Annotated in this window: 19 protein-coding genes; 8 read left to right on the top strand and 11 right to left on the bottom strand. The window is 62.3% G+C overall.

Annotated elements, in window-relative coordinates:
- Positions 1-672 precede the first annotated feature (672 nt).
- Positions 673-1866, bottom strand: a complete 1194-nt coding sequence (locus AC4D2C_RS03500; RefSeq protein WP_490913029.1) for a beta-ketoacyl-[acyl-carrier-protein] synthase family protein — start codon at positions 1864-1866, stop codon at positions 673-675.
- Positions 1867-2099: 233 nt separating this feature from the next.
- On the opposite strand from AC4D2C_RS03500, the gene AC4D2C_RS03495 reads away from it, so the two are divergent.
- Both AC4D2C_RS03495 and AC4D2C_RS03490 read left to right on the top strand, forming a co-directional pair.
- Entirely contained in the window at positions 2100-2273 is a 174-nt protein-coding gene (locus AC4D2C_RS03495; RefSeq protein WP_490912624.1) for a hypothetical protein, read from the top strand.
- Between the two features lie 309 nt (positions 2274-2582).
- Complete coding sequence (locus tag AC4D2C_RS03490) at positions 2583-3518, top strand: BLUF domain-containing protein (RefSeq protein WP_490912622.1); 936 nt, start codon at positions 2583-2585, stop codon at positions 3516-3518.
- Between the two features lie 114 nt (positions 3519-3632).
- On the opposite strand, the gene AC4D2C_RS03485 is transcribed toward AC4D2C_RS03490, so the two are convergent.
- A complete protein-coding gene (locus AC4D2C_RS03485) occupies positions 3633-4388 on the bottom strand; it encodes a GAF and ANTAR domain-containing protein (protein WP_490912621.1) in 756 nt (251 codons plus the stop codon).
- A 331-nt stretch (positions 4389-4719) separates the two neighbouring features.
- On the opposite strand from AC4D2C_RS03485, the gene AC4D2C_RS03480 reads away from it, so the two are divergent.
- The gene (locus AC4D2C_RS03480; protein ID WP_490912619.1) at positions 4720-5595 is read left to right on the top strand and encodes a GAF and ANTAR domain-containing protein; all 876 of its coding nucleotides are present in this window, start codon (positions 4720-4722) and stop codon (positions 5593-5595) included.
- Positions 5596-5693: 98 nt separating this feature from the next.
- Positions 5694-5993: an ANTAR domain-containing protein gene (locus tag AC4D2C_RS03475; protein ID WP_490912617.1), complete on the top strand. Its 300-nt coding sequence runs from the start codon at positions 5694-5696 to the stop codon at positions 5991-5993.
- Between the two features lie 190 nt (positions 5994-6183).
- Here AC4D2C_RS03475 and AC4D2C_RS03470 read toward each other — a convergent pair whose 3' ends face one another.
- From AC4D2C_RS03470 to AC4D2C_RS03460, 3 genes are all read right to left on the bottom strand, one after another.
- Positions 6184-6492: a nucleoside triphosphate pyrophosphohydrolase family protein gene (locus tag AC4D2C_RS03470; protein WP_490912615.1), complete on the bottom strand. Its 309-nt coding sequence runs from the start codon at positions 6490-6492 to the stop codon at positions 6184-6186.
- Between the two features lie 96 nt (positions 6493-6588).
- Entirely contained in the window at positions 6589-6738 is a 150-nt protein-coding gene (locus AC4D2C_RS03465; protein WP_490912613.1) for a hypothetical protein, read from the bottom strand.
- 879 nt (positions 6739-7617) lie between these two features.
- Positions 7618-8082, bottom strand: coding sequence for an SRPBCC family protein (locus AC4D2C_RS03460; protein WP_490912611.1), 465 nt, complete (start codon positions 8080-8082; stop codon positions 7618-7620).
- Positions 8083-8202: 120 nt separating this feature from the next.
- Between AC4D2C_RS03460 and AC4D2C_RS03455 the strand changes: the two genes are divergently transcribed.
- Positions 8203-8526, top strand: coding sequence for a universal stress protein (locus AC4D2C_RS03455; protein WP_490912608.1), 324 nt, complete (start codon positions 8203-8205; stop codon positions 8524-8526).
- Here AC4D2C_RS03455 and AC4D2C_RS03450 read toward each other — a convergent pair.
- Positions 8442-8720, bottom strand: a complete 279-nt coding sequence (locus tag AC4D2C_RS03450; RefSeq protein ID WP_490912606.1) for a PDDEXK nuclease domain-containing protein — start codon at positions 8718-8720, stop codon at positions 8442-8444. The genes AC4D2C_RS03455 and AC4D2C_RS03450 overlap by 85 nt on opposite strands.
- 163 nt (positions 8721-8883) lie before the next feature.
- Between AC4D2C_RS03450 and AC4D2C_RS03445 the strand changes: the two genes are divergently transcribed.
- The 3 genes from AC4D2C_RS03445 (at position 8884) to AC4D2C_RS03435 (ending at position 11530) form a co-directional block, all read left to right on the top strand.
- Complete coding sequence (locus tag AC4D2C_RS03445) at positions 8884-9345, top strand: GFA family protein (RefSeq protein WP_490912605.1); 462 nt, start codon at positions 8884-8886, stop codon at positions 9343-9345.
- A 103-nt stretch (positions 9346-9448) separates the two neighbouring features.
- Positions 9449-10189 carry an MBL fold metallo-hydrolase gene (locus AC4D2C_RS03440; protein WP_490912604.1) on the top strand — a complete coding sequence of 247 codons (741 nt, stop codon included), beginning with the start codon at positions 9449-9451 and terminating at the stop codon, positions 10187-10189.
- Between the two features lie 201 nt (positions 10190-10390).
- The gene (locus tag AC4D2C_RS03435) at positions 10391-11530 is read left to right on the top strand and encodes a low temperature requirement protein A (RefSeq protein ID WP_490912602.1); all 1140 of its coding nucleotides are present in this window, start codon (positions 10391-10393) and stop codon (positions 11528-11530) included.
- An 82-nt stretch (positions 11531-11612) separates the two neighbouring features.
- Here AC4D2C_RS03435 and AC4D2C_RS03430 read toward each other — a convergent pair whose 3' ends face one another.
- The 5 genes from AC4D2C_RS03430 to AC4D2C_RS03410 all read right to left on the bottom strand — a co-directional run bounded on the left by AC4D2C_RS03430 (position 11613) and on the right by AC4D2C_RS03410 (position 15516).
- The gene (locus AC4D2C_RS03430; RefSeq protein WP_490912600.1) at positions 11613-12848 is read right to left on the bottom strand and encodes an NAD(P)/FAD-dependent oxidoreductase; all 1236 of its coding nucleotides are present in this window, start codon (positions 12846-12848) and stop codon (positions 11613-11615) included.
- Entirely contained in the window at positions 12845-13207 is a 363-nt protein-coding gene (locus tag AC4D2C_RS03425) for a UBP-type zinc finger domain-containing protein (RefSeq protein ID WP_490912598.1), read from the bottom strand. Before AC4D2C_RS03425 ends, AC4D2C_RS03430 begins: the two co-directional genes overlap by 4 nt.
- Before the next feature lie 123 nt (positions 13208-13330).
- Positions 13331-13705, bottom strand: coding sequence for a nuclear transport factor 2 family protein (locus AC4D2C_RS03420; protein WP_490912596.1), 375 nt, complete (start codon positions 13703-13705; stop codon positions 13331-13333).
- Positions 13706-13795: 90 nt separating this feature from the next.
- Positions 13796-14755, bottom strand: a complete 960-nt coding sequence (locus tag AC4D2C_RS03415) for an alpha/beta hydrolase (protein WP_490912594.1) — start codon at positions 14753-14755, stop codon at positions 13796-13798.
- A 245-nt stretch (positions 14756-15000) separates the two neighbouring features.
- Entirely contained in the window at positions 15001-15516 is a 516-nt protein-coding gene (locus AC4D2C_RS03410) for a MarR family winged helix-turn-helix transcriptional regulator (protein WP_490912592.1), read from the bottom strand.
- Between the last annotated feature and the right edge of the window lie 26 nt (positions 15517-15542).

Genomic DNA, 15542 nt, shown 5'->3' with positions numbered 1-15542 from the left:
CACACGGAACCGGCCGCTCGAAAAGCACTGAAAACCACCCTCGAAAGCGTCCCCGCGATACGCGGAGCACGCATACTGCGGCCTACCCTCATATTCTTCACCCCTGCTGTGGATCCCGCTCACCAGTCCGCTCCGAGACGACACACACCTGGGAACGTCCACCCGTGGAAGCGAAGCAGATCAGCACCCCGCTTCGCGGTATCTCGTAAACCCCAAGCTTTCTAGGACGGGCCAAGATCCTCCATCCGACCGTCCCGGTTCACCGGCACGACATGGGAGGCGCTGTCTCTCCTAGTCATCTCGCTGCGGTCCGCCTCAGAGGTCAGTCTGCTCGAGGTGAGCACGACCACGACGGCTGCCTTCCAACCGGTCGGTTGCAACGCGCCAGGACAAGACAAGAAAGCTCACCCAGCAGCTTTGCTCCGTCTGCGTCCTGATATCCCATCTCGAAGGCACGACTGCAAAACCGAGACAGCAGCATTGGTCGCAAGACAAGTGCCGTGGCAAGACGTGACTCTTGGCCTGAGTTGGGTCAGCGACTGGCGGGTATGAGATCGGCGTCGAAGACGCGGGCGATGTGGGCGCCGGTTCGGCGCTCGGTCGCCGAAGCATCGTCGACGTGGCTGTCCCCGCTGCTGGACCGACAGGTGGGTCACCTCTAAAAGGGGCCTATCAGGCAGCGGTGATGACGAGGCCAGTGCTGTGGCCGCCGAATCCGAAGGCGTTGGTGATGGCAGCTGTCGAGCCGGCACATCCGGTCGTCGTCTTGATGACGTTGAGGTCGATCTCCGGGTCGGGGTTCTCGAAGTTGAGGGTTCCAGGCAGCTGACCCGTCCTCAGCGCCTGAAGGGTCACGATGGCACCCAGTGTCCCGGCTCCGCCGAGCAGGTGCCCGGTCATGGATTTGGTAGAAGTGACCGGCACGTCATTGCCGACCACCGCCGCGATCGCACCGGCCTCGAGGAGGTCACCGACGGGGGTGGACGTGGCGTGTGCGTGAACGAAATCGATGTCCGACCCGGTGAGCCCTGCCGCCGCAAGAGCTTTCTGCATCACCCGATGCTGGATGGCCTGGTCCGCGGCCACGATGTCACCGGCATCAGAGGTCACGGCAGTCCCAGCGATCCGACCGAGGATTTGGGCTCCACGCGCCCGGGCGAATTCCTCCCGCTCGAGGACGATGATGCCGGCACCCTCTGCCATCACGAACCCGTTCCGGTCACGGTCGAAAGGCCGTGAAGCCATGGTCGGGTCGCCTTGACTCGTTGACAAGGCCCGAAGCTGAGCGAAACCGCTGATTGCCAGGTCATTGACGCAGGCGTCTACTCCCCCGGCCACGACGACATCGACGGCTCCCGAGGTGATCATTTCGACGCCCTGGGCGATCGCTTCAGCCCCCGAGGCACAGGCACTCACGGGTGTACGGGCGCCTCCCTGCGCGCCGACATCAATCGACACCCACGCTGAAGGACCATTCACCATGATCTGCGTCAGTGTGTGCGGCGAAACCCGGCGCGAGCCCCCGGCATCAAGGGTCCGGACCTGGGACAACACCGTACCCAGACCCCCGTAACCGGACCCGATCACGACAGCGAGCCTGTCAGGGTCAACATCAGGTTTACCGGCCTGGTCCCATGCCTCCCGCGATGCGACCAACGCCAGGTGCCCGCAGCGATCCATCCGCCGGTACTCCCTGGTGGACAGCAACGCTGCGGGATCGGTAGTGACACGCCCGGCAATCCGCACCGGCAGCTCCTGCGCCCACGGCTGGTCCAAGGCTGCGATTCCCGAGCGACCCGCGATGAGACTGTCCCATGTCTGCGCGACGGTTCCTCCAACGGGCGTCATAGCACCCATCCCGGTCACCACCACCCCGAGCACACTCGCTACCAACGACAACACGTCCTTCCACCGGTCGAGCCGAAGCGCCCGGCCTGCCCGCAACGCTGCCCGCCAACGGCCGGGACTCGTTCCAGTACCTCACAAAAGCCCATCCAACCCAAGAAAACCGTGGTTGAGGGAACTGGCTGGTAAACGGTGCGCAGTCCGGCGCTTACGGAAGCCTGGGAGGAGGATGGGCCGGTTCCAGGATCGCGGGTATGTCGAAGGACCTGAAAATGCCCTACCTGCTGATCGCGTTCACCTTCGGGGTGGTCGGTCTTTCGGGCATGGCGGGCGGTCGACCCAGCATGCTCACGTTCCTCGTCCTCGCCGGGATCTTTGTCTGGCTCGGCCTCACTGCGGGCACAAGCGGTAAGCACAGCAACGATTAGCAGCAAGGACTAAACCTCCTCGCAGGTAACAGCGCACGGATGTCAGCGCGTAGCACGGTATGAGCTCCCCTCGCTTCGCTGCTTGTCCCGCACACACCGAGATAGCACGAACCAAGGGAACCGCCTGCACACTCACCACCGTTATGGACCTGGAGAAGCCACCTTGGGTGAGCGATGAGCTTGTGCCACAGGGGGAGGGTTGGCTCAAGGTCTTGTATCTGCCCTGCGCAGAGGTCTGGGTCGATACGGTTGGTGTGACGAACGGATGAGCACATGCGGAAGCGAAGCAGTTGGCAGGGTTGATGCGGAATGGTTGACCGACACGATTCTGATCAGGGCCACGATCGGAAAGCCAGCGCTCACATCTCCCCGGACGAGGACCTGGGGTATCGGGAACAGGCAGATCACCATCAACACGCTCTGACCTTTGATGCCATGCGCCGTTTCGGGATTTCAGTGGAAGAACTCTGCGTGTATCACCTGGGCATGGGCGGCAACGTGAAGGAATACGAGGTCAACGCATACCTGCATGGACTGATCCGCCTTCCCGCTTTTGACCGGGACATGATCGCCCATTCCGTCAACGAGATGATTGATGACATCTGCCGTGAAGCTCGACCCCCCTACAGTTCGAGCAGAAACGAGAACACACCCAACACCGACCTACAGACCGATGTGGATGCCGACCCAGACGCCGACCTTGATGCGAATGTAAGAGCTGTCCTTCGGGCGGGTGGCGGTAGGTGGAGCCTGCCTGAGGGTGACAGAGTCCTTACCGGCGTCGCGCCCGATGACGGGGTCGCTCGGAAGGAGCGGATGTTGTCCATGGTCTACTCCAGCACCGCGACCCGGCCCTTCAGCAATGCGGATCTGGCGAGGCTGCTCGCCGCTAGCCGCCGCACCAACGACTCCTTACACCTGACAGGTATGTTGCTCTACCGTCAGGGTCGCTTCCTGCAGGTGTTGGAAGGCCCCGAAGCGACAGTGCGGGACCGGATGGCCATCATCAGGGCCGACCCCCGCCACACCCGGGTGCGGGTCCTTGTCGAAGAGACACGGGATGAGCGGCAGTTCCCGGATTGGACGATGGGCTACGAGCCCATCAGTCCCACCATGTCTGACCACGTGCCCGGCTACGAGAAGACGTTCACGGACGCCGAGGACGACGCAGACCCGGCCGGCACTATCGAGGTCCTGTGCAAGCTCATCCGGTGGTTCCAGGACCGCGCCATTCCCTTACAGTGACATTGCAGCACACGGTTACCTGGCTCTGGTTCTATCGTTAGCCGGCTGAGGGAAGGCAACCCGAGGCGGAAGTATTTTCTGGCGGTCCGCGAAGATGTGCACCCTGTGTAGCCGTTACTGTTGGGGGATCTCACCGGTGAGGACCAGGTGTTCGGCTACATCGCGGAGTTTCACGTTGGTGTTGGAGCTGGAGCGATCCAGGATCGTGAAGGCCTGGTCGCCGGTGATCTTGTACCGCTCAATGAGGATGCCTTTGGCCTGCCCTATCAGGTCCCGTGTTACGAGGGCTTCGCTGAGCTGCTCCACTTTCATGGCCTCGGCGAATGCTACCGCCGCATGAGCTGCCACGAGCAGGCCAACGTGAACGGATTCCCGGGAGAAAGCGCCGGCTTGGCTGGCGTAAAGGTTCAGCGCGCCCAGGTTGTCGCCCTCGACCCATAACTGGAAGCACAGCATGCTGCCCGCGCCGGCCTCGGCGGCACGGTGCGCGAAGTGCGGCCATCGTGTTTCACTAGCCATGTCGGGCACATGCACCGTCTGGTGCATGAACATCGCGTCCAGGCAGGGGCCCTGCCCGGTGTCGCCCTGCAACGCGTCCAGCTGTTCCGCCAACAGGCTCGATGGGGCACGAGAGCCAATATTCTTCCGGTCATGGACAACACTGATGGAGCCTTCATCGACACCCGGGATCAGATCAATCGCACCACGCACCATCGTCATGAGGATTCGTTCCGGGTCTGCCTCATGCTGCAGGGACCGGGCGAGAGAACCTAATTGCGCTGCAAGAACATCCCGCCCTTCAATCAATCCGCCGATCGTCTCTTCAATCCCGGGTACATCCTGGGAATCATCGTTCATGCGGTCGCTCATAGCATTGCTCCCTTCATCCAGCCCGGTCCGAGCCGAACCGGCAGCACGGCCGTGGCCTACTCAACCGAGCCTAATCCAGCGTCAGCGTCCCGTGACCGAAGCATCCGGAACCAGCACGCCAGGAACTCGGAAGCTGAGCCCTGATGCCATTTTGCCGGTCAGGATGTGGTGCAGCCCGGGATCTGACAGCCGTGACGTGCGGTGGCACATGATTTTGGGCGTAGTGTCAGGGTGTCGTTCAGCAGCGGGCGGTGCAGATGTTCTCCGCTGCGCCGCCTGGGATTCCCGACGCGACCGGTGGTGAACCTACCCACCGATAAGGAAACTCGTTGTGGTCACGCATTCCCGCGCCCCCGCCGATAAACCACACCCCGGGGAAGCGCCCGCCGCACCCAAAACCGTGGACGCAGCCTCAACATCCGCAGCAACAGCGGCAACTGAGGCAATTTCTCAAGAAGGTTCGGACGACGCGGACCGGGGTGTTTCCGCCGTCATGCAAACCCTGGTGCTCGATAGCGAGGCCGTTCACGATTTCCTGGACCGCCTCGCGCACTTCGTAGCCGACCATCTGTCCACCAACAACCGGACAATACTGTGCGGAGTCACACTCATCCGCGCCCACTCCACCATCACCGTTGCCAGCAGCAGCGTCCACGCCCTGACCATGGACGAAGTGCAGTACTCCTTCGGAGACGGACCCTGCCTGGATGCTGCCCGCAACCACCACACCAACTACGTTCCAGATGTCGCCGACTTCACCGAGGACAACGGCGCCTGGCATGAATACCGGGCCGTCATCGCAGAGCACGGACTGCGTTCCATCCTGGCGGTGCCTATCCCCCTCGATCCGGCCGGTGCCAACAGGTGCGCGATCAATCTCTACGCCGACACAGCCCACGCCTTCAGTGCCGCCGACATCGAAACCACCAAGCAACTCGCACAAGAAGCGGCCAACACGGTCCAGATTGCGGTACGCATCGCGCATCTCGCCGACACCGCAGAGAACCTTCGAGCAGCCATGGATTCCCGCACCGACATCGACCTCGCCGCGGGCATCATCATGGCCCAGAACCGGTGCAGTCAGGACACCGCCATCACCATACTCAAAGCCGCCTCAAGCGCCCGCAATCTCAGACTCCACGACCTTGCGGTAGCGATCATCGCTTCCATCACCCACGAATCCACCAGCACCCACTTCGACAACTGACCAGCCATAGGAGTGAGCCGGCACCAGCCACCGCAGGTGCTGCACAAAAAGTAAATGACCCATACATCGTCTGGTCTCACCAAGCGAAGGACTATCCCATGAGGGATCAGGACAGCCACAACCCCGGCAGTGACCCGGACCCCGCCATGATGCAGGTGCTTCAGCGCCTAACAGAGATTAATGATCGCCTCGAACGAATCACCCTCGCAGCGCAGAACCGAGACGCGATCGGACAAGCCAGGGGCATCCTCATGGAGCGGTACGGCACCTCCCCGGACGAGGCCCTTGGACTCCTGATAACGGCGGCGAGCCAGGGCAATCACACCAGCCTCACGGATGTCGCGACGACCCTCATCCATAGCCGTCACCTGCCTCTGGGCACCGATCAGCACCCATGAGTACCCCCAGGGGATCGTCGTACGCTTCCACAGACAGTCGGCCGACCCCCTGCGCCACTTCAGACGCTGAACCTCAGGGATTGCTGAACCTCAGGGGGTGCTGATCGCAGGTCACGCTTGTGGCGCTGCATCCCGAGCAAACCGCTGGCTTACGGCATCTGCCTTGTTCTCCGCGTGGGACAGGGCTGATCTACATGTCTGACGGGTTGGCTGCGGGGGCCAGTCCTTGCTCGATACGGTCCATCGTGGTGGTGAAAGCCTTGGTGATGTCGATGTCGGGCCGCTCGGTTAGGACAATGATCCACCAGAGGGACTCGGCGAGCTTGTGCTCGAGTTGCGCGGTCACGTCTTCCTCGGTGTCCCACGTGCCGTCGTCGGCCAGGATGAGCCTGCCGATGGTGCCGACGTCATTGGTGAACCCGAGTGTCAGCTCGTGCAGGGTCCACACCGGCCCGCTGATGCGCTGCTCAAGAACCTCGTCGAGGCCGCGGATTTCCAACGCGCGTACCCGTGCGCTTTCCAGGCTGATGTAATTGCAGTCATTTTGCTGTCATCGCTCATGGTGTCCTTGCGTTCGCTGTCGCGACGTCAGGAGTCAGTCTGTTGGCTCGTTCGCCGGCACTTCATGGTCGTACGACTCTGTGGGTTCTAGGGCTGCAGCAGCTTCCATCGCATCGATCTCCCACTGCTCGGAGAACTCGGTCAGTGGAAGCCGGATTGGGTTGCCTTCTGCGTAGGTGGTCATGCGTCGCAGCCTACGCCCCCTGCATTTGTCAGTAGTCGGCGAAGACGTCCTACACGCTCAGGCAATCGAGAGAAGCAAAACCCGGTACATCCAGAGGGGGGATCGGTAGTGACGGCGGTGTCGCAGGGCTGGGCTGAATGACTCGATGGTGTGATCTGAAGGAGCGCGGCGCACACTGGGACTACTCGACTGTTACTGGACGCGGTAGGTGAGATTCAGTCGGAGACATTGCCGGAACGTGAAAGTGGTGGTGGGTTCCCCTCTCCCAGTCAAGAAGCCGGCTTTCTGAGGGGAACACCTAATACCCACGGTCAACCCAGCTCCGGAACAGCTAGAGCGGCTGCGCGGAGGCGCCCCCGCCTGTATCCGCGTGTGATAGGTGTTCCCAACGACCTCCACGGGCGTCGAGTTTGATTATGGATTCCGAGTGCCATATGACCAGCCTCCGAAGAGAGTCATCAGACTGGATCGCCCGATCGGGGCTCCGGCGCTGGAGCCTCGCCGGAGTCGGCGGGGGCCGCACAACTGACAGGGCTTTCGGATCGTTCCCGTTCGAACGAGCGATCATGGCCTCGCAATGCGCTCGTGTTAGAAGTGCTCGTTCCCGGGTTTCTGAGTCAAAGTTGCGGAATGAGGCATCTCGGACGTACCAGGGTCAGCACTTCGAGCCAAGACGCACAGTTGCAGCTCGACACGGCGGAGTCGCTCGGGCCGTGTCGGAAGTGGGGCTCCCTCGTTCGTATCCATGCGTTTTCGAACGCCTACCGCGGAGGGACGTGCACCTCAGGATCCCGGTCACGACCGCATGTAGGCACGACGGCGGCCGGCCCCTGAGAAGTCGAGAACCGGCCGTCATCGTACTGTTCGTACTGGGCGGTCTTAAGCTTCGGACACCTGCGCTGCAAGATTGGCCAGTGTCGAGTCCAGGGCCTCCTGCGACACCTCGGGGAAGCTCAGCTTCTTCAGGATCTCCTTGTCAGTGACGCCAGACCAGTCATATGTGACGGACACCTCGGTGGAACCAGGACCGGCCGTCTCGAACCGCCACACCCATTCCCAGCCCGGAGGCTCCTCCCCCGCCGGCGCGGTCTTCCATGCGAGCAGCTTGTTCTCGTCATAGCCCACCACGTGGTTGTCCGTCTGATAGTCGCCGCCCATTTTGTCCCAGTTCTGGTTCATGGTGAACGTCTGGCCCACGCCGGTGATGCGGTCGGACTTGCTGTCTGACTGCACCATTCCGGAACCGTCCAGGGACGCATGGTGCGCCGGGTTGGAGAGGAACGCGAAGATGGCGTCTGCCGGTGCATCGATCGTGCGGCTTGCGGAAATGCTTGTGTCGTTCATCGGGCGTTCTCCTTCGGATAGTGGGCGACGGATTTTACTTCGCGTCGTCCGGCGAAGATTCATCGAGGGACCAAGCCCCTACCCGACTCTAGGTCCTGCCCACGTCGCGAATGCACCGCCATGCGCGACGCCGTTTCGGCAGACGCATCCCTGTTGGTCACAGGCACCCGCGGGCTGGGTGGTTTCACAGGCCCCCTCGTAGGATCCGTCAGCCTGCACCTGGCAGTTAGCACATCCTGCCCCATCATGGTCGTCCCCAACGACCAGCCCACCCATCTACTACACGCACTCCCCTACCGACGACACATGCTCGACAGCGTCATTGAACCGGCAGTCCAGGACACTGGCGATGCTGCTGCTCAGGCCGAGCGCGACCCCGTCAGGGTGCCGACGGTGCCGTTGTGTGTTTCGTGGCGGATCTTGTCGCCGACCAGCGCGATGTAGAAGTCGAATTTGCAGGCGTCCTCACGCTGGAGATTGCCAGTCATCAGTTCGATGACGAAGTGGCGCAGTTGCTCAACGTGGAAGAACAGCGGGTTGATGTAAAAGTTGTCACCCTCGACCTTGCGGTGCACCCGCCTACCGAAGGAAGAGAAGCCGGACCCGAGCTCGCGAAGGGCATCGACGAGTCGGTTCATGAGGGCCTACTCGCTCACCGTCATATGACGGATGATCCAGGCCGCACCGGTCCGCAAGATGGACTGGTCCCAGCGTGGGACGCCTGCACTCTGCCAACAGGTGCGGAGGCCACTCTGAAGAGAATCTGAGAGTGGCGTTCACCTAGCTTTCGAGGAGTTACACATGGCGGACAAGTTCACAGGGCGATGCGAGTGCAGCGCCCTTACCTATGAGTTCAGCAACGCCCCCGACTTCGTTGCGAATTGCTACTGCAAGGATTGTCAGCGGTCGTCCGGCGGTGTCATGGCCAGCTATTTCAGCGTAGCCGAGGACGACTTCAAGCTTCTCAGCGGCACTCCGCACTCCTACCCGTATGTGGCCGACAGCGGAAACACGCTCGAACGCAACTTTTGTCCTGAATGCGGATCGAGGGTGTTCACCAACAAGCTCTCAGGTTTTCCGGGGCAGGTTTTCGTCATGCTGGGAAGCGTCAACGACCCCGAATGGATCAAGCCGCCGATCATGGAGATCTTCACAGCGCACCGCACGTCGTGGACGAAGGCACTGGACGTCCCACAGTACTGGGCGCGCCCCGATGCTGACCCTGAGTCCGCCGGCAAGCGTATGCCCGGCGGGTGCGGCTGAGCAGCCGGACCACCTTAGGCCAGAGGCGGCGGCATCTACTCGCGCCGCCTCTGTGCGATCGACCGCAAACGTGAGGTTGGTACCCGAAGATGTAGGAGGACCAATGAAAGTACAGTCGTTTGGCCCAGTGACCTTTGTGCACACCGAGCACGTGAACTGGGTCATTTATTCTGGCGGCGACGGCGCCGTCCTGATTGATAGCGGCTATGCGGGACAGCGTCAGGCATTGCTTTCATCGCTGGTGGAGGTAGGACTGGCCGTGACAGATCTCGATGCTGTACTCATCACGCATGCACATGCCGACCATATCGGCGGTGCACGCTGGCTCTCGAAGGATTACGGTATCCCCGTATACGCCAGCGCAACCGAAGTCCCACACCTCCAGCGCAAGTACTTACAGCAGGTAGGCATGAAGGACATTGCGCGGAACATCGCGCGTCCTGGGGTGTTTCGGTGGGTCGCTGCCGTCATTCCGCTTCTCAGGGATGGCGCGGAGACGAAAGTCGAGGCGGCACTGCCGCTCCCCCTCAACTTGGAGAACCGTGTTGCTGTGCCCGGGATCCCGGTTGTGATACCCCTGCCCGGTCACACGAGCGGGCACACGGGATTCTACTTCGAAGACAGCAGAGTATTGGTGACAGGCGATGCGCTCGTGACAGGGCATCGGACGCTACGCTCGGCGGGCCCACAGCTGTTGCCGGCCATGTTTCACCACGACGTGGGACTGGCCCGTCAGACTCTTGAAGAACTTCCCGATCTGGGTGCAGTAACTGTCCTGCCTGGACACGGAACGCCTTGGTCGGGCCGGCTAAGCGACATCATCAGCCACTCCCGGGCATCATGATCAGATCAGGCACCCCGAAACAAGAGTCGGGCCGCGGAGATGCACGACAGACTCAAGCCCGGAGGTACAGCTGGATACTGGTGATCGCCTTCGAAATCTCCAGGTTCAACTGCCATGTGGAAACAGCCGGCCCCTATCCTTTTGATCATGCCCTTGCGTAAGCCCATACCCGCCGCGCGCGTCTCGGATGAGTCCCATAGTGTGACGAAGTTCGAGCTATTCTTCGACCTGGTCTTCGTCTTCGCCTTCACACAGGTCACCGGCCTGATGGCACACGAACATTCTCTCTTCGGTGTGCTTCAGGGAATGATCATCCTCGGCTTGCTGTGGTGGTCCTGGGTGTCTTTTGCCTGGCTGGCCAACCAAACCCGTGTGGACGAAGGCATCGTACGATTCGGGCTCTCAGCGGTGATGGTCGCAGTCTTCATCGCCGCCCTGGCCATTCCGGAGGCCTACCACGACCTTGAGGGAGGCTTGCATGGCCCCCTCGTCCTCGCCCTTGCGTACATCACCGTGCGGATCCTGCATCTGGGTCTCTACGCCTACGCGGCAGGGGAGGACAAACCGCTCCGACAGCAGGTCATCAAGATGACTGGTGCCATGGTTGTCGGATCAACCCTCATCCTCTTCGGAGTCGCCCTGGGCGGATCGGCACAAACCTGGCTGTGGCTGGCGGGAATGACCATCGACACCGCCATCACCTACGTGACATCCCGACACGGCAGCTGGCGGGTGCATTCAGCGGCTCACTGGACTGAGCGTTTCGGACTCGTCATCATCCTCGCCCTCGGCGAGTCGATCGTAGCCATCGGAGTTGGAGCCTCTGAAGAGCCTGTCAGCATCCCTGTTCTCATCGGGGCGTTCGCCGGCGTCGCTCTTTCCATCGGCCTGTGGTGGCTTTACTTCGACGTCACCGCGATCGCCGCTGAGCACCGGTTCGCCTCGCTGCGCGGAAGTGCTCGTGCCGCACTGGCTGTTGACGCCTACACCTACCTGCATCTGTTCCTGGTGGCCGGTATCGTGCTGACCGCGCTGGGTATCGAAGATGCTCTTGCACACGTCGAGGAAGTCGAGGGGTTCGGTATGGTCGGTGCTTTCGCCCTCTTCGGGGGCCTTGCCCTGTACCTGCTGGGGAACGCATCCTTCTGGCGGAGAGTCGGCGGTGGCTGGAAGAGATGGAGGCTCGGTACAGCCGTCCTCTTCCTGGTCCTCGTACCCGCAGGCGCGCAACTCCCACCTCTTGCGGCGCTGATCCTGGCAACAGTCATCACGGCCGCTCTCGTGGCGATCGAAACTTCTCTCTACGCGGACCACAGGGCCGCCATCCGCGTCTCACGCTGATGGCGGCCCTGTAGTCGGCCGCTGCCGATTCCCGTGCGAAGCTCATCGGGAGGTAGTAGTGGGGCGAGCCTTGGCTCCTGCGTCAGAAGGCCTCTGCAAGGAAGCGGTGGGCGAAGGTCACGGCCATAGCCCCCTCCCCTACCGCTGATGCGACCCTCTTGATGGAGTTGTGCCGGACATCTCCGGCTGCGAAAGAACCAGGAACACTCGTCTCCAAGTAGAACGGCGGTCTGTCCAATGGCCATACTCCGTTGAGGTCCTCGCCGTGCAGGTCGGGCCCTGTGACCAGGTATCCCAACTGGTCGCGGACGATAGGGGTTCCTGCCGCCCAATCGGTTTCCGGTTCCCCGCCGATGCAGATGAAGAGCCGACTGGCCTCGTGCTCCTCGTGACTGCCCGTCGCGTCGCTGAGAGCGACGCCGGTCAATACTCCCCCTTCGGAGCGCAGGCCGGACACACGCGTCGTAAGCCTGACCTCTACGTTCGGCTGGGCCGCTATCCGGTCGGACAGGTATGTCGAGAGCGTGGCGGCAAGGGATGTCCCCCGCACGACCATCACGACCCGTGCCGCGTAGGCCGCAAGGTTCATGACGGCCTGACCGGCGGAGTTCCCGCCGCCGACGACGACGACCTCGGTGTCGACGCAGTTCCCGGCTTCACTGGTTCCTGCGCCGTAGTACACGCCCCGGCCGATGAGCTGTTCTTCGTGCTCGAGGCCAAGACGGCGCCACCGCACTCCTGTGGCGCACACGTTGGAACGGGAAACCATCGTGGAACCGTCCGCGAGTGTCGCGTACATGAGTCCGTTGCGGAAGTTGCCCTTGATGCCTTCGCGCATGATCAGAATTTCCGCGCCGAAGTCGAGCGCCTGTTGGCGTGCCCGCTCAGCGAGCTGGGCACCGGCAATGCCTTGCGGAAATCCCAGATAGTTCTCGATCAGGCTGCTGGAGCCGGCTTGGCCCCCCACGGCATCCCGCTCAAGGACCACGACTTTCAATCCCTCTGACGCGGCGTAGACCGCTGCCGATAGGCCGGCGGGGCCGGCACCATAGATTGAGAGGTCGTATTCGTGGAGCTTGGGTGTGGAGAGCCATCCCAGTGCCCCGGCGACGGTGGAGACGGTGGCGTTCTTCACGCGGCGGCCGTCGGGGAACTCGACCAAGGGAAGTAACGCGGACTCGGAGAAATCGACGGAGCCGACGTCTTCCCAGGCGTAGGTGATTCCGCTCCTGGTGAGGAAGTCGCGGATAGCGAAGGCCTCCGGGCTTTCCCTTCGCCCGATCACCCGCAATGCAGCGGTGGTTGCTGTTTGGCTCATGTCCGACGTCCAGCGAAGAGGAGGGTGCGCCAGTTTCTGGGCACCCTGTCCAGAGGTCCTGGCACGCCCTGGGCGTCGGGGTGACTGATAGGCGGTGCCAGTGCCGGACCGCTGAACATCTGTTCCACGGGGTAGCTCCAGTACCAGTCCTCGCCGGGTTCGAAACTCTGAATGATGGGGTGCCCTGTTTGCCTGTAGTGGGCGGTGGCGTGCTTGTTCAACGAGTCGTCGCAGCATCCGACGTGGCCGCATGCTGCACAGCGACGAAGGTGGACCCACCAACTGCCTGTCTGGTCGCACTCCACGCACCCTTCCCCGCTGGGAGGGATGGTCTGATTTATTCCAGCTTCGATGTCCACGGGTTCTCCTCGTCCTGTTACGCGGGTAGCCGTCCGCCACCGGCGATTTTGCTTGCCTAGCGCTGCTCCTCGGAAACGTCCTCACCTTCAGCCGACCGGACGGATCCGTTGACCCGACGCAGCTCAGGCGTGTGATAGCTCCTGCGGTACGTCGATGAGGACGTACACGGCGGCGATAGCGCCGTCTCTGATGGTGAGGACGTCGCGTCCTGTCACGATGGCCGATGACCCTTCCGGGCCGAGCGACCATGGATAGGTGGAGAGGTCCTGAGCGGTTTGGATGGGGCCGGTGAGCTCCAGGCGCATGTTGGGCAGGGCGCCGTGCAACCCGTCGATTGCCTGCTCCATACCGGAGTGGCCCCTGTAGGTTGCATCCGACTCCGCAACAAGGACAGCCGATGAATAGAGCTGTGCCACCGCGGTGGAGCGTTGATCGCTGGGCGGGGAGTTCCAGATTCTCAGGTGCTCCTCAACCATGGCATCGACGAAGTCGGTCATGGGCTTCTCCTTTGAGACCGTCATACACGTATTGGGGGTGCGCCGTGGAAAGCGGGGCGGATGTGTCAGCCACATCCGCCCCACTTTTTCCTAGGCCAGTGATTCCTTCAGCGACGCCACGGCGAGGATGATCGCGTATTTCGCGGCCTCGGTGTCATGGACGGAGTTGATCATGACGAAGTCGTGCACGACTCCCCCGAATCGGGCGTTGGCGACCTTGACGCCGGCTTGGCGGAGCTTGGCGGCGAAGGCTTCACCCTCGTCCCGGAGGACGTCGGCTTCAGCGGTGATGATCAGGGTGTCGGGCAGGCCGGCAAGTTCCTCGAGGGAGGCCCGCAGGGGTGAAGCGGTCGACTTGGCCCGCTCGGACTGGTCCTGGGTGTACTGGTCCCAGTACCACTTCATGGCTTCGCGGGTCAGGAAGTAGCCCTCGGCGAACTCGTCGTAGGAGCCCGTCTCGAATGCGGCATCGGTGACAGGGTAGAACAGCACCTGCTTGGCGAAGTTCAGGTCTCCGCGTTCCTTGGCGAGCAGGGACACGGCGATGGTCATGTTTCCTCCGACCGAGTCGCCGGCGATGGCCAGGCGGCTGGCGTCCAGGCCCTTCTCGCTGCCGTTGGCTGCAACCCACCGGGCCACCGCGTAGCTCTGCTCGATGGCTACCGGGTAGCCGACCTCGGGCGAGTTGTCGTATTCGGGGAACACCACGGCGGCGTTGGCGCCGATGGCGAGGTCGCGGACCAGCCGGTCGTGGGTGTGCGCGTTGCCGAAGACCCATCCAGCGCCGTGGATGTACAGGATGACGGGAAGGTCCCCGGTACTGTTCAGAGGCTTGACGATACGGGCCTTCACCGAACCAGTCGGGCCACCCTGGACCTCGATCCATTCCTCGTCGATGTCGGGCTTGAAGATGGGTGAATCCTGCACACCGTTGACAGCCTTGCGCCCTTCGGCCGGAGGCAGTTCGTTCAGGAAGGGCGGGTTCGCGGTCGCATCGACGAACGCCTGCGACTCCGGGTACAGGGCGTAGTTCTTGGGGTTTCCGGCCATGGTGGCTCCATTTCTCAAGCGCGGGTATGAGGGCTGTTGCCTCTTGCCCACCTTGGCCGAAGCCGATCACCGAAGCATCCGTCAAGTGACGTACTCAATTCCCGGTGTGGGCCGACACAGGTCCTCCCATGAGCGTTCCCAGCTGTGTTCCCAGCTGTGTTCCCAGCCGTGTTCCCAGCTGTGTTCCCAGCCGTGTTCCTAGCTGTGTTCCCAGGGGTGTTCCCAGGGGTGTTCTCGGGAGGATGTCAGGGGTGATCATCGGGACGCGGCAGCGTCCCGTGCTCGATCAGTTGGTCATAGATCAGCTCGAATGTGTCCGACAGCATCTGCATTCTGTCCTCATCGAGTACACCGAGGAACACCTGACGGATGAGACGGATATGGCTCGGTGATACTGCTGCCATCGTGGCTCTGCCGAGCTCGGTCAGCACGACTTCGGTCGACCGCCTGTCAGCGGCGTTGGGCCGTAACTGAACGAGACCTCTCTGACCCATGCGCTTGGCATGGTGGCTGACCCGGCTGCGCTCCCATCCGATGCGCGTTGCAAGGTTTGTGACGGCCAGGGTTCCGTCGGTGTCGCTGATGAGGGCGACGAGGATGTCGTAGTCGGCCAGAGACAGATCGTGGTCGGATCGCAGCTGCCGGTTCATCTCGTACCGCAGGCGGAGGTGGACCTTCATGTAGGCGTACCAAGCGCGCGTCTCCTTGTCGGAGAGCAGTGCGAACGGCGACTCCTCGGCGACTTCGTAACGTCCTGACATCCCTGTCCTCCTCGACCTCTGAACAA

This window comes from Arthrobacter sp. TJ-240, assembly GCF_058269195.1.
Note: the sequence above shows the minus strand (reverse complement) of the source record. Positions and strands in the feature narration are given on the sequence as shown.